Origin of the sequence: Pseudacidovorax sp. (assembly GCF_017991995.1) — a bacterium.
Taxonomy (GTDB): Bacteria; Pseudomonadota; Gammaproteobacteria; order Burkholderiales; family Burkholderiaceae_C; genus Xenophilus.
The window spans coordinates 185,696-211,435 of sequence record NZ_JAGOPN010000005.1 but is presented as its reverse complement, the minus strand read 5'-3'; the positions used below and the strand labels follow the sequence as shown (position 1 = coordinate 211,435).

Annotated in this window: 18 protein-coding genes; 8 read left to right on the top strand and 10 right to left on the bottom strand. The window is 69.8% G+C overall.

Annotated features, from left to right (window positions below):
- Together KBC94_RS09055 and KBC94_RS09050 are read right to left on the bottom strand one after the other, a co-directional pair.
- Complete coding sequence (locus KBC94_RS09055) at positions 1–3,162, bottom strand: efflux RND transporter permease subunit (protein WP_294368937.1); 3,162 nt, start codon at positions 3,160–3,162, stop codon at positions 1–3.
- 15 nt (positions 3,163–3,177) lie between these two features.
- A complete protein-coding gene (locus KBC94_RS09050) occupies positions 3,178–4,359 on the bottom strand; it encodes an efflux RND transporter periplasmic adaptor subunit (RefSeq protein WP_294368935.1) in 1,182 nt (393 codons plus the stop codon).
- A gap of 175 nt (positions 4,360–4,534) precedes the next feature.
- Here KBC94_RS09050 and KBC94_RS09045 point away from each other — a divergent pair, with 175 nt between their 5' ends.
- Positions 4,535–5,215 (top strand): TetR/AcrR family transcriptional regulator, encoded by a 681-nt coding sequence (locus tag KBC94_RS09045; RefSeq protein WP_294368931.1) that lies wholly within the window; start codon positions 4,535–4,537, stop codon positions 5,213–5,215.
- Between the two features lie 30 nt (positions 5,216–5,245).
- Here KBC94_RS09045 and KBC94_RS09040 read toward each other — a convergent pair whose 3' ends face one another.
- Entirely contained in the window at positions 5,246–6,319 is a 1,074-nt protein-coding gene (locus KBC94_RS09040; RefSeq protein WP_294368929.1) for a tripartite tricarboxylate transporter substrate binding protein, read from the bottom strand.
- Complete coding sequence (locus KBC94_RS09035; RefSeq protein WP_294368927.1) at positions 6,316–7,290, bottom strand: LysR substrate-binding domain-containing protein; 975 nt, start codon at positions 7,288–7,290, stop codon at positions 6,316–6,318. Before KBC94_RS09035 ends, KBC94_RS09040 begins: the two co-directional genes overlap by 4 nt.
- Before the next feature lie 129 nt (positions 7,291–7,419).
- Here KBC94_RS09035 and KBC94_RS09030 point away from each other — a divergent pair, with 129 nt between their 5' ends.
- From KBC94_RS09030 to KBC94_RS09020, 3 genes are read left to right on the top strand one after another with little or no spacing between them, the layout of a single operon-like run.
- Positions 7,420–10,158, top strand: coding sequence for a tannase/feruloyl esterase family alpha/beta hydrolase (locus tag KBC94_RS09030; protein WP_294368924.1), 2,739 nt, complete (start codon positions 7,420–7,422; stop codon positions 10,156–10,158).
- Positions 10,158–11,552, top strand: a complete 1,395-nt coding sequence (locus tag KBC94_RS09025; RefSeq protein WP_294368921.1) for a hypothetical protein — start codon at positions 10,158–10,160, stop codon at positions 11,550–11,552. The genes KBC94_RS09030 and KBC94_RS09025 overlap by 1 nt, the downstream gene beginning before the upstream one ends.
- A gap of 57 nt (positions 11,553–11,609) precedes the next feature.
- A complete protein-coding gene (locus KBC94_RS09020) occupies positions 11,610–12,593 on the top strand; it encodes a tripartite tricarboxylate transporter substrate-binding protein (RefSeq protein ID WP_294368918.1) in 984 nt (327 codons plus the stop codon).
- Between the two features lie 79 nt (positions 12,594–12,672).
- On the opposite strand, the gene KBC94_RS09015 is transcribed toward KBC94_RS09020, so the two are convergent.
- A complete protein-coding gene (locus tag KBC94_RS09015) occupies positions 12,673–14,013 on the bottom strand; it encodes an MFS family transporter (RefSeq protein WP_294368916.1) in 1,341 nt (446 codons plus the stop codon).
- Positions 14,014–14,378: 365 nt separating this feature from the next.
- On the opposite strand from KBC94_RS09015, the gene KBC94_RS09010 reads away from it, so the two are divergent.
- From KBC94_RS09010 to KBC94_RS09000, 3 genes are all read left to right on the top strand, one after another.
- The gene (locus tag KBC94_RS09010; protein ID WP_294368915.1) at positions 14,379–16,103 is read left to right on the top strand and encodes an ABC transporter permease subunit; all 1,725 of its coding nucleotides are present in this window, start codon (positions 14,379–14,381) and stop codon (positions 16,101–16,103) included.
- Positions 16,104–16,245: 142 nt separating this feature from the next.
- Positions 16,246–17,562, top strand: a complete 1,317-nt coding sequence (locus KBC94_RS09005) for a nitrate/sulfonate/bicarbonate ABC transporter ATP-binding protein (protein WP_294368913.1) — start codon at positions 16,246–16,248, stop codon at positions 17,560–17,562.
- A 179-nt stretch (positions 17,563–17,741) separates the two neighbouring features.
- Complete coding sequence (locus tag KBC94_RS09000; protein WP_294368912.1) at positions 17,742–19,508, top strand: Ig-like domain-containing protein; 1,767 nt, start codon at positions 17,742–17,744, stop codon at positions 19,506–19,508.
- Between the two features lie 7 nt (positions 19,509–19,515).
- Here the strand turns inward: KBC94_RS09000 and KBC94_RS28860 are convergent, their stop codons facing one another.
- The gene (locus KBC94_RS28860; RefSeq protein ID WP_366934671.1) at positions 19,516–19,590 is read right to left on the bottom strand and encodes a hypothetical protein; all 75 of its coding nucleotides are present in this window, start codon (positions 19,588–19,590) and stop codon (positions 19,516–19,518) included.
- Positions 19,591–19,667: 77 nt separating this feature from the next.
- Between KBC94_RS28860 and KBC94_RS08995 the strand changes: the two genes are divergently transcribed.
- Positions 19,668–20,201, top strand: coding sequence for a DinB family protein (locus KBC94_RS08995; RefSeq protein WP_294368909.1), 534 nt, complete (start codon positions 19,668–19,670; stop codon positions 20,199–20,201).
- A 30-nt stretch (positions 20,202–20,231) separates the two neighbouring features.
- Here the strand turns inward: KBC94_RS08995 and KBC94_RS08990 are convergent, their stop codons facing one another.
- From KBC94_RS08990 to KBC94_RS08975, 4 genes are all read right to left on the bottom strand, one after another.
- Positions 20,232–20,609, bottom strand: coding sequence for a hypothetical protein (locus KBC94_RS08990; RefSeq protein ID WP_294368907.1), 378 nt, complete (start codon positions 20,607–20,609; stop codon positions 20,232–20,234).
- 37 nt (positions 20,610–20,646) lie between these two features.
- Positions 20,647–21,141, bottom strand: coding sequence for a hypothetical protein (locus tag KBC94_RS08985; protein WP_294368903.1), 495 nt, complete (start codon positions 21,139–21,141; stop codon positions 20,647–20,649).
- 133 nt (positions 21,142–21,274) lie between these two features.
- Entirely contained in the window at positions 21,275–24,418 is a 3,144-nt protein-coding gene (locus KBC94_RS08980) for an efflux RND transporter permease subunit (protein ID WP_294368901.1), read from the bottom strand.
- Positions 24,415–25,656, bottom strand: a complete 1,242-nt coding sequence (locus KBC94_RS08975; protein WP_294368899.1) for an efflux RND transporter periplasmic adaptor subunit — start codon at positions 25,654–25,656, stop codon at positions 24,415–24,417. Before KBC94_RS08975 ends, KBC94_RS08980 begins: the two co-directional genes overlap by 4 nt.
- Positions 25,657–25,740 lie beyond the last annotated feature (84 nt).

Here is a 25,740-nt window from a genome sequence, read left to right as displayed (position 1 = left end):
TCAGGTTCCTTCGGCCGGCAGGGCACCGGCAACGGGTTGAGGGGATGGATGGCGTGGGCCACGGCGTTCCACCGTGCCCAGCACCACCACGAAGAACAGCGGCACGAAGAGGATCGCGAGCACGGTGCCCGAGACCATGCCGCCCACCACTGCCGTGCCCAGCGCGTTCTGCGCGCCGGCGCCGGCACCGTGGCCGAACACCAGCGGCAGCACGCCCAGGATGAAGGCCAGCGAGGTCATCAGGATCGGCCGCAGGCGCAGCCGTGCGCCTTCGAGGGCGGCGTCGACCAGACTGGCGCCACGGGCATGCAGGTCCTTGGCGAATTCCACGATCAGGATGGCGTTCTTCGACGCCAGGCCGATGGTGGTGAGCAGGCCGACCTGGAAGTACACGTCGTTCATCTTCCAGGTGAGCAGGGCGGCCGCCAGCGTTCCCAGCAGCCCCAGCGGCACCACCATGATCACGGACAGCGGGATCGCCCAGCTCTCGTACAGCGCTGCCAGGCACAGGAAGACGAAGAGGATCGACAGCCCGTACAGCAGCCCGGTCTGGCCGCTCGACGCCTTCTCCTGGCGTGAGATGCCGGTCCATTCGAAGCCGAAGCCCGGCGGCAGTTTGGCCACGGCCTGCTCGACGATGGCCAGCGCCTCGCCGCTGGACGCGGTGCCCGGCAGCGCCATGCCCAGGATCTCGCTCGACGGGAAGCCGTTGTAGCGCTCCAGCCGTGGCGAGCCGCTGGTCCAGCGTGCCGTGGCGAAGGCAGAGAAGGGCACCATGGCGCCGCTGGCGTTGCGCACGTACCAGCGGTCGATGTCGCCGGGCTGCATGCGGTAGGGGGCATCGGCCTGCAGCATCACCTTCTTCACACGGCCACGGTCGAGGAAGTCGTTGACGTAGCTGCTGCCCCAGGCGGTGGACAGCGTGCTGTTGATGTCGGCGATGGACAGGCCCAGGGCCTGGGCCTTGTGCGGATCGATGTCGAGCCGCAGCTCCGGCGCGTCCTCCTGCCCGTTGGGCCGCACCGCCACCAGGCGCTTGTCGGCGGACAGTTCGCCCAGCAACTGGTTGCGCGCCTTCATCAGGGCGTCGTGGCCGAGGTTGGCTCGGTCCTGCAGCATCAGGTCGAAGCCGGTGGCGTTGCCCAGCTCGGCCACGGCGGGCGGCGAGAAGGCGAAGACCCGTGCGCCACGCAGCGTGTTGAAGTACATCGTCGCCTTGGTCGTCACGGCCGAGACGCTCAGCGCCTCGCCCTGGCGTTCGTCCCACGGCTTGAGCTTGACGAAGGCCATGCCGGTGCTCTGGCCGCTGCCGGCAAAGCTGAAGCCGTTGACCGAGAACACGCCGTCGACCGCATCCTTCTGGTCGACGAGCAGGTGATGTTCCACCTTGCGCAGCACCTCGTCGGTCCGCGCGCTGGTGGCGCCGGGCGGCAACTGCACCAGGATGAAGGCCGAGCCTTGGTCCTCGTCCGGCAGGAAGCCCGCCGGCACCTTCAGGAACACGGCCACCACGGCCGCCGTCATCACGGCGTACAGCACCATGTAGCGCCAGCCCTTGCGCAGCACATGGCGCACCACGCCCTGATAGCCGCGCTGGCCGCGATCGAAGGTGCGGTTGAACCAGCCGAAGAAGCCCTTGGTGGCCAGCGCATGATCGCCCGCCACGGGCTTGAGCAGCGTGGCGCACAGCGCGGGCGTGAGCACCATGGCCACCAGCACCGACAGCGTCATGGCCGACACGATGGTGATGGAGAACTGGCGGTAGATCACGCCGACCGAGCCGCCGAAGAAGGCCATGGGCACGAACACCGCCGCCAGCACCAGCGCCACGCCCACCAGGGCGCCGGTGATCTGCCCCATGGACTTGCGCGCGGCCTCCTTGGGCGACAGGTGCTCCTCGCTCATGACCCGCTCGACGTTCTCGACCACCACGATGGCGTCGTCCACCAGCAGGCCGATGGCCAGCACCATCGCGAACATGGTCAGCGTGTTGATCGTGAAGCCGAAGACGGCCAGCACGCCGAAGGTGCCCAGCAGCACCACCGGCACCGCGATCGTGGGAATCAGCGTGGCCCGGAAGTTCTGCAGGAACAGGTACATGACCAGGAACACCAGCACCACGGCCTCGGCCAGCGTCTTGACCACCTCCTCGATGGAGATGCGCACGAAGGGCGTGGTGTCGTAGGGCTTCTGCACCTTCATGCCCGCCGGGAAGAACTTGGACAGCTCCGCCATGCGCGTGTCGATGGCCCGGATGGTGTCGAGTGCGTTGGCGCCGGTGGCCAGCTTGATCGCCAGGCCGGCCGCCGGCTTGCCGTTGTAGCGGGCGGTGGAGGCGTAGGACTCGCTGCCCAGTTCGATGCGGGCGACGTCGCGCAGGCGCACCTGGGCGCCGTTGGTCAGCGTGCGCAGCAGCACATCCTCGAACTCGGCGGCCGTCTTCAGGCGGGTCTGCGAGGTGATGGTGGCATTGATCTGCTGGTTGCCCGAGGCCGGCAGGCCGCCGATCTGGCCGGAGGACACCTGGGCGTTCTGCGCCTGGATGGCGGTCTGCACGTCCAGGGGCGTGAGGCCGAAGCTGGCCAGCTTGTCCGGGTTCAGCCAGACGCGCATGGCGTACTGCGAGCCGAACAGCGTGATGTCGCCCACGCCTTCCACGCGGCTGATGGCGTCCTGCACGTTGGCGGCGACATAGTCCGAGAGGTCGGAGCCGGTCATGCTGCCGTCCTCCGAGGTGAAGGCCAGCACGGTCAGGAAGTTGGTGACGGCCTTGGACACCGTCACGCCCTGCTGCTGCACTTCCTGCGGCAGCAGGGCCGTGGCCAGCGAGAGCTTGTTCTGGACCTGCACCTGGGCGGTGTCCGGGTCGGTGCCGTTCTCGAAGGTCAGCGTGATGGTGACGGCGCCCGTGGACTCGCTGGTCGAGCTCATGTAGCTCAAGCGGTCCAGGCCCTTCATCTTCTGCTCGATGACCTGGGTGACGGTGTCTTCCACCGTCTTGGCGGAGGCGCCCGGATAGTTGGCGGAAATGGAGATCGCGGGCGGCGCGATGCTCGGGTACTGCGCGATGGGCAGCGTGAAGACGGACAGCAGCCCGCCCAGCATGACCAGGATCGCCAGCACCCACGCGAAGATGGGGCGGTCGATGAAGAAGCGTGACATGGTGCTCCCCGGGGATCAGCGGGCCGAGGCCGCCTTGGCGGCGGGCGCGGGCGCAGCCGTCCACGGCGTGGTCTTGACCTCCACGCCGGGCGCGGCGCGCTGCAGCCCGTCGACCACCAGCACGTCGCCGGCCTGCAGGCCCGAGCGGACCACCCACTGGTCGCCCATCTCACGGCCGGTCTCGATCATGCGGCGCTGCAGCTTGTGCTGCTCGCCGACCACATAGACCATCGGCCGGCCGCCCCCGTCGCGCACCACCGCCTGCTGCGGCACCATCAGCGCGTCGCTCTTTACCCCCTGCTGGAGCACGGCACGCACGTACATGCCGGGCAACAGCACGCCCTGCGGGTTGGGGAAGAGGGCGCGCAGCGTGATGGCACCCGTCGAGGTGTCGACCGTGATGTCGGAGAACTCCAGCTTGCCTTCCAGCGGATAGTCGCTGCCGTCCTCCAGCAGCAGCCGCACGCGCGCGGCGCCGGCGGCGCCGGTCTGCAGGTCGCCGCGGGCCATGGCCTGGCGCAGTTGAAGCAGGTCGGCGCTGGACTGGGTGACATCCACGTAGATCGGATCGAGCTGCTGGATGGTGGCCAGCGCCGTCGACTGGTTGGCGGTGACCAGGGCGCCGGGCGTCACGGAAGACTTGCCGATGCGGCCGGAGATCGGTGCCTCGATGCGCGCATAGGCCAGGTTGATGCGGCTGGTCTCGACATTGGCCTTGGCGGAGGCCACGTCGGCCTCGCCCTGTTCCAGCGCCGCGGCCGCATCGTCGTAGTCCTGCTGGCTCACCGCCTTGATGGCCACCAGTTCCTTGTAGCGCTGGGCTTTGAGCCGGGTGGTGGTCAGGCTGGCGCGCGCCTTGGCCAGCGCCGCGACGTTGGCGTCGTACTGCGCCTGGTAGGTGGCGGGGTCGATCTGGTAGAGCGTCTCGCCGGCCTTGACGTCGCCGCCCTCGCGGAACTTGCGTGCCTTGACGATGCCGGTCACCTGCGGGCGGACGTCCGCCACCAGCGAGGCGGACGTGCGGCCCGGAAGCTCGGTGGTGACGGCCAGCCGCTGCGGCTGCAGCGTGATGACGCCCACCTCCGGCATGCCGGCCGCGGGCGGTGGTCCGCCCGGCGGCTTGCCGCAGGCGACCAGGACGCAGGCGGACGCCAGCGCGACCGCGATGGTCGAGACGAATGTGAGAGAGGGACGCATTGTTTTTCCTCCATGGAAGCGCGGCACCGGCCGTGAGTTCAGTTTTCAATACCGTACCGTACGGTACCGTTAAGACCGCAATGTAGTTTGACGACCCTCGCTCGTCAACCAATAATGAACGGGTGAGTTCGGAAAAGGAATCGAATTGAGGGTCAAGACCAAAGCCAAACGAGACATGCTGCTGCTGGCTGCATCGCAGGTGTTCCGCGAGAAGGGGTTCGAGGGCGCCTCGATGGGGGACATCGCGGCGCGGGCCGCGAGTTCGAAGGCCACGCTGTACGGCTACTTCAGCTCCAAGGACGAGCTCTTCGTGGCCGTGACCATCGCCGCGGCGGAGTCGCACTTCGAGCCGATCTTCGACGCGCTCGGCAAGGAAGACGACGAGTTCGAGCCGGCGCTGCGCCGCTATGGAGAGAAGTTCCTCATCGCCGCCTGCTCGCCCGAGGCCGTCCAGGCGCTGCGCGCCGTGATTGCCGAGGCGGGCCGCAGCGATGTGGGCCGGCAGTTCTACGAGCAAGGACCGAGGAAGGGCGGGCAGGAACTGGCGGCCTTCCTGGAGCTGCACATGCAGCGCGGCAGCCTGCGCCGGTCCGATCCGCACACCGCCGCACAGCACCTGAGCGCACTGCTCGACGCGGAGACGATGCTGCCCCGGATGCTGGGCTTCGAGCAGAAGTGGACCCGGACCCAGTTGCGGACCTGTGCACGGCGCGCCATCGATGCGTTCCTCAACGGCTATGGAAATCCCGCGCCGGGAACTCCGTCAACGCCGGCACCAGCGGCACCGGCGCCACAGGCAACGCCAGCCGAACCGCCCCCTCCACCGCGCACCACCGCCCCGGCCCGGCGCCGCTGACCGGGCGTCGCGCCCGGGTCGCTCACCTTCTTAGTCGAAGGCGGCAGGCCGTGCGGCCACCAGCGCCCGGTTGCGGCGCCGGTCGGCGGCGATCTCGCGCAAGAAGTCCTCGGCGCTGCCGCCGGCCGGCAGGTTGTGGGCCTCGCGCAGGCGGCGGCGCAGGGTGTCGTCCTGCCGCAGCAGGCGCTCGACTTCCCGGTTGATCCGCTGCACCACCGGCGCAGGCGTGTCTGCGGGCGCGAAGAGCCCGAAGAGCGAGTCGCGGTTGGCGTCCGGGTAGCCCAGCTCGGCCAGCGTGGGCACACCGGGCAGGGCGTCGATGCGCCGCGGCGCGCCCACGGCCAGCGCCTGCAGCCGGCCGTCCGCGATGTACTGCAACTGCTGCGCCGCCACGTTGGTCGACAGCACCTCGAACTGGCCGCCCAGGGCATCGGTGAGCTGCGGCCCGCCGCCGTGGTAGGGCACATGCACGATGGCCGTGCCGCTGACGGCGCGCACCTGGGCTAGCACCAGGTGGCCGAGGGTGGCGACGCCCGAGGTGGCCCAGCGCAGCCGGCCGGGGGACTGGCGGGCCTGGGCGATCAGGGCCTCGAAGCCCCGGCCCGCGAAGGCCGGCGTGCCCACCACCAGCACGGGCGTGTGCATCACGCCGATCACCGGCGCGAAGGCACGCAGCGGCTCGTAGGGCACAGGGCCGATCAGGGGCTGCAGCGTCAGCGGGCTGATAGCGGAGAAGGCCAGCGTGTGGCCGTCGGCCGGCGCGCGGGACAGCAGGGCCAGGCCCACGCTGCCGCCGGCACCGGCCCGGTTGTCGACCACCACCGGCACACCCAGCGCCTGCGACAGCGGCTCGGCCAGGGCACGCGCCATGCCGTCGCTCACGCCGCCGGGTGGGTAGACGACGATCAGCCGCAGCGGACGGCGCGGCCAGTCGGGCATTTCGTCGGCGAAGGCAGCGTGACGCGGGCCGACGAGGCCCAGCGCGCAGGCGGCCAGGCCGGCGGCGACGGTGCGGCGAGGCAGGGGGTCGCTCGCGCCCGGCGAGCCGCCTTCGGCGTCGTCCGCGTTGCGCCTGCTGTGCGCAGTGGCGTGCCGGGCCCTCATGGCAGCGCCTTCTTCGTGCGGCGCGGCGACGTGCGTGCCGGGGGCGTGGTCGTTGCGGGCGGGGCCTCCTGCGCGGCCAGCGCCCGCACCAGTGCCGTGAAGCGCTGCGCGGGCAGGTTGTCCTGGTCCGCGCGGGAGACCAGGGTCAGCGGCGCGTCGAGCGCCTCGGCATCGGCCAGGGGCAGGTAGGCGATGGCATGGGCATGCACGCCTTCCATCGAGGCCGGTACCACCGACAGGCCCACGCCCGCGGCGACCAGGTTCAGGTTGCTCATCATGCGTTCCACCTCGGCCACCACCTGCGGCCGCAGCCCGCGCGCATGCGCCAGCGAGAGCAGTTCGGCATAGAGGCCGGGCGCCCCGGCCCGGCGCACCAGGATCAGCGGCTGCGCACACAGTTCGGCCAGCGACAGCGCGCGACCCGCCGTCCGCCCTGCAGCCAGCGGATGTTCGATGGGCAGGGCGGCCAGCACCGGCTCGCGCAGAAGGGTCTCGAAGACCAGCCCCGGCGGTGCCGCCACCGGCACACGCAGCAGGCCGCCATGCAGCCGGCCGGCGGCCAGCGCCTCGGTCAGCTCGGCCGCGTTGTTCTCGCTGATCTGCAGTTCGACATCAGGGTATTGCCGGCGGAATTCGCGCAGCGCCTGCGGCACGAAGCGGTGGGCCGCGGCCGAGCTGGTGAAGCCCACCGACAGCACGCCGGCCTCGCCGCGCGCCAGCCGTGCCATGCGGGCCTCCATGGCCGCCATGTCCTGCATCAGCCGCTCAGCCTCGGCCTGGAAGGCGCGGCCGGCATCGGTCAGCGCCACGCCGCGCGGATGGCGGCGGAACAGGGGCATGCCCAGCTGCCGCTCCAGCGCCTTGATCTGCACGGAAAGCGGCGGTTGCTGGATGCCCAACTGCTCGGCCGCCCGCGTCATGTGGCCGGTCTGGGCGACGGCCAGGAAGTAGCGCAGTGCGCGTGTCTCCATATCTTTTTGGTATCGAAAGTGCCGTTTTATTTTATTTGACCCTAGGTCGGAGCCTGCCTATCGTGCGCCGCGCATTCCCTTCAACCAGAGCGGCCCTCGCGTTCGAGCCGCCACAGGAGACCGATCACCATGCAGCCCCCGGGCCCCCGCACCGCTTCCACGCTTCCGTCGCGCTCCCGCACCCGGGCTGCCGCCTTCAGTCTTGTCCTGACGCTCGCCGCCTGCGGGGGCGGCGGTGGAGGGGGTGCCGGCTTCGCCTTTCTGCCGTCCTCACCGCCGGCCGCCGCACCGGCGCCGGACGAAACGCCCCCGCCGGCCAGCCCGCCACCCGCCGCGCCCACCGTCGACTGTGCAGCGCTGGCCGGCCGCAGCCTGCCTGCCAGCGCCATCTCGCTGCCCACGGGCGGCGCCACGGTCACCACGGCCGTGGCCATCTCCGCCACCGATCCCGCCAACACCCTGGGCGACTATTGCCAGGTGCGCGGCAGCATCCAGCCGGTCGACGCCTCCGCCCAGGCCATCCAGTTCGCGGTCAACCTGCCGCTGGCCTGGAACGGCAAGACCATCCAGTTCGGCGGCGGTGGCTTCAACGGCCGGCTGATCGACGGCACCGAGCCCGTGCGCTTCGGCCCGACAGACCAGGCCGCGCCGCTGGCCATGGGCTATGCCACCTATGGCGATGACTCCGGCCACCAGTCCAGCAGCATCACCGACGGCCGCTTCGCCACCAACGACGAGCAGCTCGCCAACTACGGCGGCCTCACGCTCAAGAAGACGCGCGACGTGGCCCAGGCGCTGGTGCTGGCCTACTACGGCCGCAAGCCGACGAAGGCCTACTTCCTCGGCACCTCGACCGGCGGGCGCGATGCGCTGGCCTACATCCAGCGCTGGCCGGCCGACTACGACGGCGTGATCGCCAACGAGCCGGCGCTCAACTACAGCGGCACGCGGCTGTCGAACGTGGCCGTGGGTCGTGCGCTCTACGCCAACGGCGGCGCGGGCTGGATGAACGTGGCCAAGACGCTGCTGGTGCAGCGCACCGTGCTGCAGGCCTGCGACCGGCTGGACGGTGCGGCCGACAGCATCGTGAGCAACGTGGAGAGCTGCCGCCAGCTCAACAGCGCCATCCTGGCCTCGCTGCGCTGCCCCGGCGGCACGGACGCGGGCGACAGCTGCCTGTCGGACGCCCAACTGGCCACGGTGCGCACGATCGAGTCGCCGCTGGACTTCAGCAGCTACGCGCTGGCCAATGGCGTGACGCGGGCCGGCGGCTACAACCTGCTCGAAGGCGCGCTGGTGGCGGGCCCGTACACCACCCGCGACCTGGGCACGCGCCCCGTGCCCGGCAACCCGGCCACCTCGGCCGACGCCAACATGTACGTCACGGGCGACCAGTGGGTGAAGTACTTCGTCACCCGCGACGCGGCCTTCGATTCGCTGACCTTCGATCCGCTGGCGCCGGGCGCATTCACCTCGCGCGTGACCACCGTGTCGGCCCTGACCGATGCGACCGACCCGAACCTGGCGCCCTTCTTCGCGCGCGGCGGCAAGCTCATCAGGCTGCACGGCCTGGCCGACGAGGTGATCAGCCCCAACTCCACCATCGATTACTACAACCGCGTGGTGGCTACCGTGGGCGCGGCCTCCGCGGCGCAAAGCCTGCGCTTCTACACCGTGCCCGGCATGGGCCATGGCACGGGCGTCTTCATTCCGGGCTGGGATTCGCTCAGCGCGCTGGAGGCCTGGGTGGAGAAGGGCCTGGCGCCGGCCACGCCCGTGGCCATGGACACCGTGGCCGGCAGCTACGGGCGCACCCGGCCGCTGTGCCAGTTCCCGGCCTGGCCCAAGTACCGCGGCAGCGGCAGCCTGGACGCCGCCGTCAACTACAGCTGCGTGACCGAGGTTGGCGACCCGCTCGCATGCCAGTACCTGCCGGCCTCGGCCACCACCTACAAGGGCGGCAACATGGCCGGTGAAGAGCTGCGGGTGCAGATCGACCCGGCCACGCTGGCCTACACCGTCACCATCGACGCCAGCAGCCAGCGCGCCGCCGGCACGCAGCGCAGCGGCACGCTGGTGCCGCAGGGCCAGTGCAGTTACACGAGCGGTGAGGGCGGGGCGCTGTTCACCTTCGCGCCGGGCGGGGTGCTGTCGGGCGGTGTCACGCGAGCAGTGGGCGGTGGCTTCGCGTCGCTCGTGGCCTTCCAGACCACCTTCGACAACCGCAGCACGCCCACCGTGTTCAACCCGGTGGCCGCCATCTCCAACGCGGCGGGCGTGCAGCAGGCAGGCACCGGCGCGGCGACGGGCTATGCGGGTGCGGTGCGGCTGCGCAATGCGGGCACCTTCCAGTACTGCCGCGACGCCACCACCGGCGGCTTCATGGTCTACGACGCCAACTGCACGCAGACCGAGAAGGGCTACCTCAGCTTCAACGGCACGCGCGGCGCCTTCGACGTCTACACCACCGCGCCGACCGGCGGTGCCACCACCACGGGCGGCACCCTGTCGGGCTCGATGGTGATCGGCCTGGTGGGTGGTGCCGCGGTGCCGCTGCACTTGGTGCGCGATGGGTCGGGCAATGTCGGCATGCGTGTGCATGCCACGCAGCAGAGTCTGATTGCCGGCACGGCCGACGGCAGCTACATCGCGGCCAGCAGCAACGGCGACAACCGCGACGCCGCCATCGCCGGCACCAGTCTGCAGCTGGGAAGCGCGAGCGCCACGCTGGTCTTCGACACGCCGGTGCCCGGCGTGGCCACGGCGGGCACGGGCCGGCCGGGCAAGCTGATCTACAACAGCGGCGTCTTCGCCTTTGTCGCCGATCCGGGCGCGAATGCGGCGCTCGAACTTGGAGTCCGTCACTGATGCACTGCTCATCCATCTTCCGACCGGCCTTGCTGCTGGCGGTACTCGGCACCGCCAGCCTGCTGTCCATCGCCGCTCCTGCCTCCGCCAGGGCGGATGCGGACGAAGCCATCCGCCCGGCCGCCGCCACAGGCCCGTCGCCCGCCGCGTGCCCCCAGGCCGTGCCGCAGGACGCGCGCTGCTACACCGGCGCCGACGGCGCAGGCGCCTTCTACTGGATCGCCATTCCCAGGGATTGGAACCGCGTGCTCGTGATGCATGCACACGGCGGCCCCGAGACCGGCCCGCCGAAGCTCTCGCGCAGCGAGGAGGACCTGACGCGCTGGGCCATCACGGTGAAGGCCGGCTATGCCTGGGCCGGCTCCACCTACCGCCGCGGCGGCTACGGCGTGACCATGGCCGCCGAGGACACCGAACGCCTGCGCCGCATCTTCGTGGCCCGCTTCGGCCAACCCCGCCGCACGCTGCTGCACGGCCAGAGCTATGGCGGCGGCGTGGCCTCGAAGGCGGCCGAACTCTATGCGCCGACCGGCGGGCTCAAGAGCCCCTACGACGGCCTGGTGCTGACCAGCGGCGTGCTGGGCGGCGGCAACACGGCCTACGACTTCCGCCTGGACCTGCGGGTGGTCTACCAGTACGTGTGCCGCAACCATCCCCTGCCTTCGGAGCCGCAGTACCCGCTGTGGCAGGGGCTGCCGCTGGATTCGACGCTGACGCGCCAGGACCTCGCACAGCGCGTGCGCGACTGCGCGGGCGTCGGCCTGCCCGCGGCGCAGCGCTCGCCCGCGCAGGCGGCCCATCTCAAGACCATCCTGACGGCCGTGAAGATTCCCGAGCGGACGCTGGTGGCCCACCTCAACTGGGCCACCTGGCTGTTCCAGGACCTCACGCAGAAGCGGCTGGGTGGACGCAACCCTTTCGGCAACGTCGGTGTGCGCTACGACGCGCCGCCCGGCGAGGCCGAGGCGCTCAACGCCGGCGTGCTGCGCTACGCGGCCGACCCGCAGGCCCAGGGCGCCCTGGCGGCGGACAGCCTGCCCACCGGCCGCACCTCGCTGCCCACGGTGACGATGCATGCCATCCACGACCCGACAGCCTTCGTCGAGCTGGAGGATGCCTACCGCCGCATCCGCACCGCCGCAGGCACCGAAGGGAACCTGGTGCAGACCTTCGCCGACGAGCGCGAGCACAGCTACCTGAGCGACCCGGAATACCCGGCCCTGTTCGATGCGCTGCTCGCCTGGATCGACCGCGGCGACAAGCCCACGCCCGCCGGGCTGGCCGAGGCCTGCCGCCGGCTGGAGCCGCGCTATGGCACGGCCGGCAAGCCGGGCTGCCACCTGCAGCTCGACTGGCGGCCCCAGCCCGTCGAGGCGCGCGTGCCGCCGCGCTGAGGTGCGCATGGCCTGCCGCCGCTCACAGCATCCGCATTCACATCAGGAGACTCGACCATGACCCCCATCTTCCGCCTGGCCGCCGCGGCAGCGGCCGCCTCATTCGCCCTCGGCACACAGGCCGCCGACTTCCCCGATGGCAAGACCATCACCTTCGTCGTGCCCTTCGCGGCCGGCGGCCCGACCGACAAGGTGGCGCGCGACCTGGCCGAGGCCATGCAGAAGGCCCTGGGCGCCACCATCGTGGTGGACAACACCGCCGGCGCCGGCAGCACCATCGGCAACGCCAAGGTGGCGCGCGCCAAGAACGACGGCCTGACCCTGCTGGTCACCCACGTCGGCATGGCCACCACGCCGGTGCTCTACCGCAAGCTCAGCTACAACTGGGAAACCGACTTCGAATACCTGGGCATGATCAACGACGTGCCCATGACGCTGATCGGCAAGCCGCAGCTCGAAGCCAACAACTTCAAGGAGCTGCAGGCCTGGATCGCCAGCAACAAGGGCAAGGTCAACCTCGGCAATGCCGGCATCGGCTCGGCCTCGCACCTGTGCGGCCTGCTGTTCCAGAGTGCGCTGAAGGCCGAGATGACGACCGTGCCCTACAAGGGCACCGCGCCGGCCATCGCCGACCTGATGGGCGGGCAGATCGACCTGCTGTGCGACCAGACCACGAACACCACCGGCCAGATCGAGGCCAAGAAGGTGAAGGCCTATGGCGTGACCACGCTCAAGCGGGTGAACACCCCGGCGCTGAAGGACATCCCGACGCTGGACGAGCAGGGCCTGAAGAACTTCCAGGTGACGATCTGGCATGGCCTGTACGCGCCCAAGGGCACGCCGGCACCGGTGCTCAAGAAGCTCAACGACGCGCTCAAGACCGCGCTGAAGGACCCGGACTTCATCCGCCGCGAGGAAGCGCTGGGCGCCGTGGTGGTGAGCGACAAGCGCAGCGACCCGGCAGAGCACAAGAAGTTCGTGCAGTCCGAAGTCGCCCGCTTCGGCCCCGTGATCAAGGAAGCCGGCGTGTACGCCGACTGATCACGACAGGCCCGCACCAACGACAAGGCCCGCCAGCGATGGCGGGCCTTTTTCGTCATGGCGCGGGGCGCCGTCCTGCTCAATGGTCGTGGTGCAGGTAGCTCGCCTGCCGCGGCAGCCGCAGGCTGACCAGGAAGGCGATGACCATCATCACGGTCACGTACCAGAAGAAGCTCGATTCGATGCCCGCCGACTTGGCCCACAGCGCGGCGTATTCGGCCGAGCCGCCGAAGACGGCATTGCCCACCGCATAGGCCAGACCCACACCCAGCGCGCGCACCTCGGGCGGGAACATCTCGGCCTTCACGATGCCGCTGATCGAGGTGTAGAAGCTCACGATGGCCAACGCCACCACGATCAGCACGAAGGCCACGTAGGGGCTGCTCGTGTGCTGCAGCGCCGTGAGGATGGGCACCGTGAACAGCGTGCCCAGCGCGCCGAACAGCAGCATGTTGTTGCGCCGGCCGATGCGGTCCGACAGCATGCCGAACAGCGGCTGCATGCACATGTAGAGGAAGAGGGCGCCCGTCATCACGTAGCTGGTCGTCTTGATGGGCAGGCCCACCGTGTTGACCAGGTACTTCTGCATGTAGGTGGTGAAGGTGTAGAAGATCAGCGAGCCGCCGGCCGTGTAGCCCAGCACGGTGAAGAAGGCGGCCTTGTGGTGGCGGAACAGCCCGGCCAGCGTGCCGGCCTCCTGGTTCGTGCGCGTCTGAGCGCCTTGCGTCTCGGTCAGCGAGCGGCGCAGCAACATGGCCACCACCGCGGCGATCGCCCCGACGACGAAGGGGATGCGCCAGGCCCAGGCGCGCAGCTCGGCCTCGGTGAAGATCGTCTCCAGGATCACGATGGTGAGCACCGCCAGCAGCTGACCGCCGATCAGCGTGACGTACTGGAAGGACGAGAAGAAGCCGCGCTGGCCGCGCAGCGCCACCTCGCTCATGTAGGTGGCTGTGGTGCCGTACTCGCCGCCTACCGACAGCCCCTGGAACAAGCGCGCGGCCAGCAGCAGCGCCGGTGCCCAGGCCCCGATCTGCGCATAGGTGGGCAGGAAGGCGATCACCAGCGAGCCGGCGCACATCATGGTGACCGAGATCAGCATCGAGGTCTTGCGCCCGCGCCGGTCGGCAATGCGGCCGAACAGCCAGCCACCGATGGGCCGCATCAGGAAGCCCGCGGCGAACACCCCGGCCGTGTTGAGCAGCTGGACGGTTGGGTCGGACTTGGGGAAGAAGGCGCCAGCGAAGTACAGCGCCGAGAAGGCATAGACGTAGAAGTCGAACCATTCCACCAGGTTGCCCGAGGAGGCGCCGACGATGGCGAAGATGCGGCGGCGCTTTTCTTCGGCGGTGTACGCGGGCTGGAGCGGGGTGGCGGAGGCGGGCGCAGTGCGGCCGGCCGGGTCGATGGAAGCGTTCATGGCAGGCGGTCCAGCTGTTCTGGGGTGTTGTTGTGACCAGGCACAAGCCTGACACCGCCGCGGGCGCCGCGCTGTCAGCCGGGGGCGCGGCGGGGCGCAGGCGTGCTGCGGCGTTGCCGGCCTTGCCCCTTCAGCGGCGCCGTCATGTTCCAGTCAAGGTCGGCGCCTAGACTGCCGGCCGCGCCCGCTGCCCTTGTCGGCCACGGCCGCCCGGCAGCCTTCGGCTGCCAACGCCGACCCGGCCTCGTGCGTTGTCGGCATGGAGGTGCACCGCGCCTTCGCCTTCATCACTGCCTTGGCCCATCGCGTGGCCGCAGGCGCCGTCCGTCCAACCTGCCGCCTGCCCGCCCACGCACCGATCCGCCATGCGCCGCCGACTCCTGCCGCTCGAAGTCTCCAGCGCCGTGGGCAACCGCTGGGACTGGGCCCTGCTGCCCCTGATCCTGGCCGTGCTCTTCGGCCTGGCCTTTGCCGCCTCGCAGATGGCGCGCCCTTATTCCGTGGGCGAGCCGCTGCCGCTGAGTCTGGATCCGGCCGTGCTGCCGTACTACCTTCTTCGCACCACGCTGCGCATGTTCATCGCGCTGGGCGCCTCGCTCGTCTTCGCCTGTACTTTCGCCGTGCTGGCCGCCAAGTACCGGCTGGCCGAGCGGCTGCTGGTGCCGTTGCTGGACGTGCTGCAGTCCATCCCCATCCTCGGCTTCCTGTCGATCACCGTCACCGGCTTCATCGCGCTCTTCCCGGGCAACCTGCTGGGCGTGGAGTTCGCGGCCATCTTCGCCATCTTCACCTCGCAGGCCTGGAACATGGCCTTCAGCCTCTACCAGTCGCTGCGCACGGTGCCGGCCGAACTGGGCGAGGCGGCGGCGGTGTTCCAGCTCTCGGGCTGGCAGCGCTTCTGGCGGCTGGAGCTGCCCTTCGCCATGCCGGGCCTGCTGTGGAACATGATGATGTCCATGTCCGGCGGCTGGTTCTTCGTGGTGGCCTCCGAGGCCATTTCGGTGTCGGGCCAGAACATCAAGCTGCCGGGCGTAGGCTCGTACATCGCCATGGCCATCGAGGCGCGCGACCTGCCCGCCATCGGCTGGGCCATCCTGTGCATGCTGATCGGCATCCTGCTGTACGACCAGCTCTTCTTCCGGCCGCTGGTGGCCTGGGCCGACAAGTTCCGCTTCGACGAAAGCGGCAGCGGCGAGGCCAGCCGCTCGTGGCTGCTGGACTGGCTGCGCCGCACTCACCTGACCCGCGCCACCGGGGAGTGGCTGGCGCACCGCGCGGTGCGCACGCTGGCGTGGTTTCCGCGGCGCTTCGACGGCACCTCGGTGCGCGCCCGGCCGCGGCCGGCCAATCCGCTGGCCCAGCGCGCGGGCGACGCGCTGCTGTCGGGCGCGGTGCTGCTGGCCATCGTCTGGCTGCTGCGATTCATCCACAGCGAGGTGGGCTGGGGCGAGGTGGGGCATGTGTTCCTCCTGGGTCTGTACACGCTGGTTCGCGTGCTGGTGCTGATCGCCATCGCCGCGGTGGTGTGGGTGCCGGTGGGGGTGTGGATCGGCATGAACCCGCGCTGGTCCGACCGACTGCAGGCCGTGGCGCAGTTTTTGGCGGCCTTTCCGGCCAACCTGATGTTCCCGGTGGCGGTGCTGCTGATCGTGCACTGGAAGCTCAACCCCGACGTGTGGCTGTCGCCGCTGATGGTGTTGGGCACGCAGTGGTACCTGCTCTTCAACGTGATCGCCGGGGCGTCGAGCGTGCCCACCGAACTGCGCCATGCGGCGCGCAACCTGGGCCTCACCGGCTGGCTGCGCTGGAAGCGCTACCTGCTGCCGGCCGTGTTCCCCAGCTTCGTGACAGGCGCCATCACCGCCAGCGGCGGATCTTGGAACGCCAGCATCGTGGCCGAGTACGTGAGCTGGGGCGACACCACGCTGCAGGCCCATGGCCTGGGCAGCTACATCGCGCAGATGACGGCGACGGGCGACTTCCCACGCATCGCGCTCGGCATCGGCGTGATGTGCGTGTTCGTCATGGGGCTCAACCACTTCGTTTGGCGGCGCCTGTACCAGCTCGCCGAACAAAGAATGCATTTCTGAGATCTCAGGCTCCACCCCCGTTGCTTGCTCACTTCGTGTAGCCGCCTCCCCCCTCCGGGGGCGACACCAGCGGCCCGGCGAAGCCGGTTCCGCGGTGTCTCCCGCCAACGTCGTCCAATCTGCCAGCGAAGGACCTCACCAGATGATTCAGGAACGCGACACCATCATCGACCTCCACGCCGTCGGCAAGGGCTTCCGGGCGGCGGACGGCACGGCGCGGCCCGTGCTGCAGGACGTGGACCTGCGCCTGGCCGCGGGCGAGATCGTGGCCCTGCTGGGCCCCTCGGGCTCGGGCAAGTCCACGCTGCTGCGCATCCTGGCCGGCCTGGTGCCGGCCGACCGGGGCGAGGTGCGCTACCGCGGCCAGCCGCTGCACGGGCCAGCGCGCGGCATCGCGATGGTGTTCCAGTCCTTCGCGCTCTTTCCCTGGCTGACGGTGCAGCAGAACGTGGAACTGGGGCTGGAAGCGCGAGGCGTGCCGCAGACCGAGCGGGCCCGGCGCGCGGCGGCAGCCATCGCGCTGATCGGCCTGGGCGGCTTCGAAGGCGCGCTGCCGCGCGAGCTCTCGGGCGGCATGCGCCAGCGCGTGGGCATCGCCCGCGCCCTGGTGGTCGAGCCCGACGTGCTGCTGATGGACGAGGCCTTCTCGGCCCTGGACGTGCTCACCGGCGAGCGCCTGCGCGACGACATCCTGGCGCTGTGGGAGGGCGGTCAGATGCCCACGCAGGCCATGCTGGTCGTCTCGCACAACATCGAGGAAGCAGTGCTGATGGCCGACCGCGTGCTGGTCTTCGCCGCCGACCCGGGCCGGGTGCGCGCCGAGCTGCGCATTGCGTTGCCGCGCCCGCGGGACCGTGACTCGGTGGAGGTGCGCATGCTGATCGACCAGGTTTATGCGCTGATGACGGCCGGCGGCTCGGGCACGGCCCACGGCCCCAAGCATGCGGTGCTGGCCGAGCGCCTGCCCTCGGCCGACGTGGCCCGCATGGAAGGCCTGCTGGAGCTGCTGGTGGAAGACGACTTCCAGGGCCGTGCCGACCTTCCGCGCCTGGCCGACGAGGCCGAGCTGACCGACCACGACCTGCTGCCGCTCACGCAGGGCCTGTCGCTGCTGGGCCTGGCCCGGCTGGCCGAAGGCGACCTGCTGGTCACGCCGCTGGGCCGCCATTACGCGGGCAGCGCGCGGGCAGGGCGCCAGCGCATGTTCGGCCAGCAATTGCTGGAGCGCGTGCCGCTGGCGGCGCACATCCGCCACAGCCTGGAGCAGGATCCGCAGGGGCATATCTCCGAAGAGCATTTCCTCGACCTGCTGCGAGAGAGCCTCGAAGACTCCGAGGCCCTGCGCGTGCTGCGCCAGGCCATCGAATGGGGCCGCTATGGCGAGGTGTTCGAGTACGACTTCCGCACCGGGATGATCCATCTGCCGGCGCCGGATCCGGTGGTGGCCGCCGACGGTTGAGCGCGGCTTGCCCCAGTCGGGCGTCGATGCTTCGACCCAACGCGGTGAGGCGCGCGCGCCGTCCGTTCAGGGGAATAAACAACATCAAATTCGATAGCGCGCTTCATTAACATTCCTTGGACTCCGGGCCATTCGGCCCGAGAGCAATCCAATCAATGAGGGGAATGTGGATGAGGGTGTTGGGTTACGCGATTTCCTTGGCGCTGGCTGGCGTCGTGACGGCCTGTGGAGGGGGCGGAGGCGGCGGCGGAGGAGGGGGCTTCTTTCCGGTCGTGCCTTCCGCACCCGCGCCCGCGCCCGCACCATCGCCCTCGGCGCCGCCTGTCGCCGACACGACGCGGCCGACCGTCCTGGCCTTTGTGCCCGCGGCCGGCAATGACGTACCTCGCACCACGGAGATCTCGGCGACTTTCAGCGAAGGCTTGCGCGCGTCGACGGTGACGGACAGCAATGTTCAGATTTCTCGCTCGGGCGCCGCCGTGGACGGGGTCCTGAGCTACGACGCCACGCTTCATAAAGTCTCTTTTGCGCCAGCGCAGACGCTCGACCTCTTGGCCACCTACACGGTGACGGCGGGAACCGGCCTGCAGGATCTGGCCGGCAACGGCCTGGCCGCGGAGCGATCCTGGTCGTTCCGCACGGCCGATGGGGTGTGGGAAACGCCTCGCCAACTGGATGCCGAGAGGACGGCCGTTTCTGGCAACCCGGTCACGGCGCAGGACAGCCAAGGCAACATCGTGGTCGTCTGGTCCAGCCAGGCATCCAGCGGCTGGTATGAGATTCGCAGCGCGACGCGGACGGAGAGCGGCGCGTGGGGCGGGTTCCGAACGCTCAGCGTGCCGGGGAACCGCAATGCCTTGCTTCCGCAGGTGGGTTTCGACCGCCAAGGCGGCGGTTTGGCGATCTGGTCCCAATTTGACGGGTCCGGGGTCGAAATATGGTCATCGCGCTTCCTGAAGGACGGTGGATGGCAAACGCCCGTGCGCCTCGACAGCGGCCTGGATGTCGGGGACGCCTCGCTGGCGGTTGGTGCCGACGGCAATGGTTTTGCTGTGTGGGCCAAGCAGGTCGCACCCTATGGCAATCCGGATGCCTGGGCGGCGCGATTCACGGTCGAGGGTGGCTGGCAGGCTCCGGTGCGGCTGGGCAGTTCGGCCAACAGCAGCTTTTACGACAAGGTCGAACAGCCGCAGGTGGCGATCGATGCGGCAGGCAACGCGTATGCGCTGTGGGTGCAGCGGACCAGCGACGCGCCGGTGTGGGCTGCACGCTACGAGCTGGGCACTGGCTGGCAGCCCGCTGTTTCGCTGGGCGCCACCCGGCTGGGCGATCCGTTCGCGCCCCGACTGGCGATTTCCGGCTCCGGCCAGGTCATGGCGTTGTGGAACTCCTTCGTCTATGCAGGAGGGCCCTACCGCTTCGATCTGTGGTGGAGCACGCTGGGTGGGACTGGCGGTACATGGACCACGCCTGCGCTGCTCGAAACGGACGATTCCGGCAATGCGTTGAGGCAGGTCCTGGTGGCGGACAGCACAGGCAGCTTCCATGCCGTCTGGCAGCAGTACCTTTCCGACTATCGCAGCGATCTCCTGTATCGCCGGTATACGCCAGGCTCAGGCTGGAGCACGGCCACCACGGTCAGCACGACGAACGGGACGTATTGGCAGAACCGCATGCCCAGCCTCGTGGCGGACCGCAATGGCCACCTGATGCTGATGTGGGGAGCCTACCAGTCGGGCTATGGTGGAGATCAGGAGGGCACCTTCGCCAGACGCTATGTATCTGGCGAAGGTTGGCAAGCCACCCGCCGCGTCGGGGCAGCCGGTGCCTCTGCAGCGATGTTCACCTCGCTGGCGATGCGGCCGAATGGCACCATCGCGGCGAGCTGGATGGAGCCATCGGAGCTCCGAAGCGACGGACCGGTCTCGGCCTCCGTTTTCAGGTAGCGCGGCGTCAAGAGGGGCCGTGCAGGTGGACCACGTCCTCGGTGCCGGCGTGCTCGTGGAGGTCGCACATGTTCTGCGTCACGACGCTGGGCCGCTCCACGCCGGGCCGGCGCGCCAGTTGTGCCAGGGGCGGCGGTGTTCATGGCTACAGTCTGCGCCATGACCCCTGCGCTCTGCACCCTGATGGCGGACTACAACCGCTGGATGAACGAACGGCTCTACGACGCGGCCGCCACGCTGCCGGAGGCGGCGCTGTTCGAGGACCGTGGGGCCTTCTTCGGCTCGCTGTTCGCCACGCTCGGCCACATCGTGGCGGCTGACTTGATCTGGCTGAACCGCTTCGTCCAGTTGCCGGCGCTGGCCGAACTGCGCGGACCGCTTTCGGCGCTGCCGGCGCCAACGGGCCTGCGCGACCGCCTCGCTGACAGCCTGCCGATGCTCCGGGAGCGCAGGGTGCAGAACGACGCCCTGATCTGTGACATGGTTCGGCGGCTGGAGCCCGTTCATTTCGATGAGGTGGTCCGCTACGGCAACACCGCCGGTGCCCGCCAAGCCAAGCGCTTCGGTCCGCTGCTGCAGCACTTCTTCAACCACCAGACGCACCACCGCGGCCAGGCCAGCACGCTGCTGTTCCAGGCGGGCGTGGATGTGGGCGTGACCGACCTGAATGCGTTGATCCCCAACGAAGTCTGAAAAGCGCAGAAAGGGGCTGGCCGCTCTCACTCAACCCGGCACGAACAGCAACTGCCCGTCCTTCGAGGGCCGGTAGCTGAACTTGCCGCTCATCACGACCTTGCCGGCGATGCGGGCGGTCCAGCTGTAGTCGCCCACATGCATGCCGGCGTTGCCGAAGTCGCTGGGGTAGTGCACGGTACCCGCGCGTTCGCCGCCCATCTGGGGAGCGGCCGTGGCGGTGGTGGTCTTGCCGCCGGGCATGGTGACGATGAACTCGACGGGCGACTGACGGCTGGCGGCCCGGTCGCTGACGCTCAGCGCGATGGCCGGGCGCGCGACGTACAGGACCGACTGGGCCATGACATGGGTGCTGGCGGCCGTGGCAAGTCCGAGACTGATAGCGAGGGCGAAGCGTCGAAGGGTCATGGAAGTTCCTCGGGTGCAGTGCCTGACGGTCGACGCATCAATCTCCGCATCGGACCGTTCGCTGGTTGGGCATCCCCGGCCCTTCCCATGGCGCCGGGCCGATGACGGTGCCGACGCCCCAGCCGTATTCGAAGCGCTCGCCGCTCGGGAGCGTGCCGAAGGCGCTGATGCGGCCCTTGCCGGAGTCGAAACCCCAGCGTTGCGTCAGCCGATCGATGGTCACGCGGGTGCCCGGCGGCACCGTGCGCAGAAGGCTCCGGCGATGGAAGGCGTCGTTGCGCGTGTCGCGCGGATGGTCCGACAGCACAGGCGTCTCGGCGTCGCCCACGCGGTAGAGGCCGGTCTCGCGCTGCAGCATCACCGCGGCGGGCACGCGCAGCGGCAGGCAGCCGGAGCGGCTGAGGTCGTCGGTGCCCTGGCAGCCCGCGAGCCAGACGGTGCCCGCGGACAGCGTCCATGCAAGACGTCGCAGGCCTGCCGCGCCGGGGCCTGGGCGCGGAGGGCAGGTGCGCGAAAAAGGGTCGGCCGGCATGGGCGCGTTCTGACCCGGTCGAAGGCTTCCGTGCGTAGGACGCGGGCGATTTGTTCGACAGCTCAGCCGCTGCGCCGCACGGGCTCCCGTGCGCCGCCCAGAACAGCGCAGATGAGGCAAGCAGGCAGGCGGCTCAGGCCGCCGCGTCCTGCACCCGCTGCGCCTCGCGCCGCCTGCGCCCGATGGACCGCACCAGCAGATAGAACAGCGGCACATAGAAGATCGCCAGCACGGTGCCGGTGATCATGCCGCCGATCACGCCGGTGCCGATGGCGTTCTGGCTGCCGGAGCCCGCGCCGGTGGCGATGGCCAGGGGCACCACGCCGGCCACGAAGGCCAGCGAGGTCATCAGGATGGGCCGCAGGCGCAGCTTGGCGCCCTGGATCACCGCGTCCCAGGTCGAGAGGCCGCGCCGCTCGCCCTCGGCCGCGAACTCCACGATCAGGATCGCGTTCTTGGCCGCCAGGCCCATGGTGGTCAGCAGGCCCACCTGGAAGAAGATGTCGTTGTCCATGCCCCGCAGGTTGGCCGCCACCAGCGCGCCCACGATGCCCAGCGGCACCACCAGCAGCACCGACACCGGGATGGTCCAGCTCTCGTACAGCGCCGCCAGCGCCAAAAACACCACCAGCAGCGAGATCAGGTACAGCGACAGCGCCTGACCCGAGGCCAGCTTCTCCTGGTACGACAGGCCCGTCCACGCATAGCCCACGCCCGGCGGCAGCTCGGCCACCAGCTGCTCCATGCGCGTGAGCGCCGCGCCCGAGCTTTCGCCGCGCACGGCCTGACCCTGGATGTTGAAGGAGGGCAGGCCGTTGTAACGGGTGAGCGCCATCGGGCCATAGCTCCAGCGCGGCGTGGCGACGCTGGCGAAGGGCGCCATGGCGCCGGTGCTGGTGCGCAGGCTCCAGATGCCGATGTCCTCGGGCGTCATGCGGAAGGGCGCATCGGCCTGCAGGTACACGCGCTTGACGCGGTTGCGGTCGATGAAGTCGTTGACGTAGGCGCCGCCGAAGGTGATGGACAGCAGCGAGTTCACGTCGGTCTGCGTGATGCCCAGCGAGCCGGCCTTGGCGCGGTCGATGTCCACCTGCAGCGTGGTCTGGTCCTCCTGGCCCTGGAAGCGCACCTGCGTGAGCAGCGGGTCTTGTCGCGCCTTGGCCAGCAGCTGGTCGCGGATGCCCCGGAAGCGCTCGTAGTCCATGGCGCTGGTGTTCTGCAGCTGCAGGTCGAAGCCGGCCGAGTTGCCCAGTCCCGAGACGGCGGGCGGCGCGCTCATGAAGATGCGTGCCTGCCGGTCGCCGGCGAAGGCCTTGCCGGCGCGCTCCAGCACCGCGAAGGCGGTGTTCTCGCGGCCGGGGCGCTGCTCCCAGTCCTTGAGGGCGATGAAGCCCTGGCCCTGGTTCTGACCGGCGCCGGCGCTGGTGAAGCCGGGCGACACGAACACGCCGTCGACCGTGTCCTTCTCGTTCTCGGTGAAGTAGCGGCTCACCCGCTCGGCCACCTCGCGGGTCTGATCCAGCGTAGCCCCACCGGGCAGGTTGTACTGCACGAACAGGCGCCCCTGATCCTCGTCGGGCAGGAAGCCGGTGGGCGTGCGCATGAACATCACGGCCATGCCGGCGCAGATCACCGCATAGATCGCCATGAACAGCCAGCGCCGGGGCAGCCGCTTGCGCAGGCTGCCTTCGTAGGTGTCCATGCTGCGGTCGAAGAAGCGGTTGAAGGCGCCGAAGAAGCCGGTGGTGCGCTTGGGCTTGGGCGCATCGCCGGCATGCTGCTTGAGCAGCGTGGCGCACAGTGCGGGCGTGAGCACCAGCGCTACCAGCACCGACAGCACCATGGCCGAGACGATGGTGATCGAGAACTGCCGGTAGATGATGCCGGTGGCGCCGCCGAAGAAGGCCATGGGCAGGAACACCGCCGACAGCACCACGCCGATGCCGATCAGCGCGCCGGTGATCTCGCCCATGGACTTGCGCGTGGCCTCCTTGGGCGAGAGGTGCTCCTCTTCCATGATGCGTTCGACGTTCTCCACCACCACGATGGCGTCGTCCACCAGCAGGCCGATGGCCAGCACCATGCCGAACATCGTGAGCATGTTGATGGTGAAGCCCGCCACCGCAAGCACGCCGAAGGTGCCCAGCAGCACCACCGGCACCGCAATGGCCGGGATCAGCGTGGCGCGCCAGTTCTGCAGGAACAGGAACATCACCAGCACCACCAGCACGATGCCCTCGACCAGCGTCTTGACCACGTCCTTGATGGCGCGCTCGACGAAGGGCGTGGTGTCCAGCGGATAGGACACGTCCACGCCGGGCGGGAACTGGTCGCGCATCTTGTCGACGGCGGTCTTCACGCCGGCGATGGCCTCCAGCGCATTGGCCGTGGGCGCCAGGCGCACCACCACGCCCGAGGCCGGGTAGCCGTTGTAGCGGCCGGTGAAGTTGTAGTTCTCCGAGCCGATCTCCACCCGCGCCACGTCCGACAGGCGCACCAGCGAGCCGTCGCGGTTGGTGCGCAGCAGGATGTTGCGGAACTCGTCGGGCGTGCGAAAGCGCGATTGCGCCGTGAGCACGGCGCTGAAGTTCTGGCCCTCCACCGCGGGCGCCGCGCCCACCGAGCCGGCGGCCAGTTGCACGTTCTGCTGCACGATGGCCGTCTGCACGTCGCCCGGCGTCATCGAGAAGCCGCGCAGCTTGTGCGGGTCCAGCCAGATGCGCATGGCGTACTGGCCGCCGATCACCGACACCTCGCCGATGCCGTCGATGCGGCTGATCGGGTCCTGCAGGTCGCTGACCAGGAAGTCGGCGATGTCGCCGGGCGAGAGCTGCCCGGTCTTGTCGTAGAGCGTGACGATCAGGTCGGGCGCCACGCCGGCCTTGCGCACCGTGACACCCTGGTCCTGCACCTGCTGCGGCAGCCGGGGCAGGGCCTGCTGCACGCGGTTCTGCACCTGCACCTGCGCGGTGTCGGGATTGGTGCCGGGCTCGAAGCTCACGAAGATGGACACGCGGCCCGTCGAGTCGCTGCGGGCCGACATGTACAGGTAGCCGTCCAGGCCGGTGAGCTGCTGCTCGATGACCTGGGTGACGCTGTTCTCCACCGTCTGCGCGCTGGCGCCGGGGTAGAAGGCGTTGATGCTCACGGCCGGCGGCGCCACCACCGGGTAGCGCGTGACGGGCAGCAGGTGGATCGCCAGCGCGCCCGCCAGCATGATCGTGATGGCGATGACCCACGCGAAGATGGGCCGGTCGATGAAGAAGCGCGAGATCATGGGTTGCTGCGCGGTGCGGCATTGGCGGCATTTGCCGCGGGCGCGCCGTTGGCAGCGTTGGCCGTGCTCGGGCTGGCGCCCGCGGCCGGCGCCATCTTGACGCGCACCGCCGCACCGGCCTGCGCGTTCTGCGCGCCCTCCAGCACCAGCCGGTCGCCGGCCTTCAGGCCCTCGGCCACCAGCCAGCCGGTGCCCACCGGGCGGCCGGTGACGACGGGCCGCACCTCCAGCTTGTCGCCATCACCGACCACGCGCACCGTCGGGTTGCCGCGCCGGTCGCGCTGGATGGCCGAGGCCGGCACCACGATGCCCTGGGGCGTGGTGCCCTCATCGACCACCGCGCGTACGTACATTCCGGGCAACAGCAGGCCGTCCGGGTTGGGGAACTCGGCCCGCAGCGTCACCGAGGCACTGCTTGGGTCCACCGTCACCTCGGCCAGCTTGATGCGGCCTTCCTGGGCATAGCGGCTGCCGTCCTCCAGCATCAGCGCCACCTTGCGGCTTTCGCCCTCGCGGCTGATGCGGCCGGCGGCCAGTGCCTGGCGCAGCCGCAGGATCTCGGCGCTGGACTGCGCGATGTCCACATAGATGGGGTTGAGTTGCGAGATGGTCAGCAGCGGCGTGGCCTGCGCGGCCGACACCAGCGCGCCGGGCGTGACCGCGCTGCGGCTGGTGCGTCCGCCGATGGGCGCGGTCACCCGGGTGAACTGCAGGTTGATGCGCGCGGTGTTGAGCGCGGCCGACTGCACCTTCACGTTCGCCTGCGCCTGTTCGTAGGCCGCGATGGCGTTGTCGTGCTCCTGCCGGCTCACGGCGTTCTGCGGCAGCAGCTGGCGGTAGCGCTCGGCCAGCGCCCGCGTCGAGGCGACCGTGGCCTGCGCATTGGCCAGCGCGCCTTCGGCCCGCTGCACCTCGGCCTCGAAGGGACGGGCGTCGATCTCGTAGAGCACCTGGCCGGCCTTGACCGTGCTGCCCTCGACGAAGGGTCGGGCGCGGATGATGCCGCCGACCTGGGGCCGCACCTCGGCCACCATGGAGGCGGCCGTGCGCCCGGGCAGTTCCGTGCGCAGCGGCACGGTGGTCGGCTGCACGGCCTGCACCAGCACTTCGGGCGGCGGCGGTGGCGCGGCGGCCTTCTTCTGGGCGTCGCCGTTGCGGCAGCCCACCAACAGCATGAGCGAGACGGCACAAAAGCAGGTCAGGGCGCGGCGTGCGCCCGGCGAGGGAATGCGGCTCAAGATGGGGTCCTGGCGGAGGGAGGCGGGGCGCCACCAGCGCCCGCGAAGCGCGCAAGCGTAAGCGGCTTCTGTATAGGGGATGCA

Bases quoted from the DNA above. Each gene is read 5' to 3' on its own strand.
- KBC94_RS09055 (WP_294368937.1), bottom strand. From the start codon at position 3,162: ATGTCACGCTTCTTCATCGACCGCCCCATCTTCGCGTGGGTGCTGGCG.
- KBC94_RS09050 (WP_294368935.1), bottom strand. From the start codon at position 4,359: ATGCGTCCCTCTCTCACATTCGTCTCGACCATCGCGGTCGCGCTGGCG.
- KBC94_RS09045 (WP_294368931.1), top strand. From the start codon at position 4,535: ATGCTGCTGCTGGCTGCATCGCAGGTGTTCCGCGAGAAGGGGTTCGAG.
- KBC94_RS09040 (WP_294368929.1), bottom strand. From the start codon at position 6,319: ATGAGGGCCCGGCACGCCACTGCGCACAGCAGGCGCAACGCGGACGAC.
- KBC94_RS09035 (WP_294368927.1), bottom strand. From the start codon at position 7,290: ATGGAGACACGCGCACTGCGCTACTTCCTGGCCGTCGCCCAGACCGGC.
- KBC94_RS09030 (WP_294368924.1), top strand. From the start codon at position 7,420: ATGCAGCCCCCGGGCCCCCGCACCGCTTCCACGCTTCCGTCGCGCTCC.
- KBC94_RS09025 (WP_294368921.1), top strand. From the start codon at position 10,158: ATGCACTGCTCATCCATCTTCCGACCGGCCTTGCTGCTGGCGGTACTC.
- KBC94_RS09020 (WP_294368918.1), top strand. From the start codon at position 11,610: ATGACCCCCATCTTCCGCCTGGCCGCCGCGGCAGCGGCCGCCTCATTC.
- KBC94_RS09015 (WP_294368916.1), bottom strand. From the start codon at position 14,013: ATGAACGCTTCCATCGACCCGGCCGGCCGCACTGCGCCCGCCTCCGCC.
- KBC94_RS09010 (WP_294368915.1), top strand. From the start codon at position 14,379: ATGCGCCGCCGACTCCTGCCGCTCGAAGTCTCCAGCGCCGTGGGCAAC.
- KBC94_RS09005 (WP_294368913.1), top strand. From the start codon at position 16,246: ATGATTCAGGAACGCGACACCATCATCGACCTCCACGCCGTCGGCAAG.
- KBC94_RS08995 (WP_294368909.1), top strand. From the start codon at position 19,668: ATGACCCCTGCGCTCTGCACCCTGATGGCGGACTACAACCGCTGGATG.
- KBC94_RS08990 (WP_294368907.1), bottom strand. From the start codon at position 20,609: ATGACCCTTCGACGCTTCGCCCTCGCTATCAGTCTCGGACTTGCCACG.
- KBC94_RS08985 (WP_294368903.1), bottom strand. From the start codon at position 21,141: ATGCCGGCCGACCCTTTTTCGCGCACCTGCCCTCCGCGCCCAGGCCCC.
- KBC94_RS08980 (WP_294368901.1), bottom strand. From the start codon at position 24,418: ATGATCTCGCGCTTCTTCATCGACCGGCCCATCTTCGCGTGGGTCATC.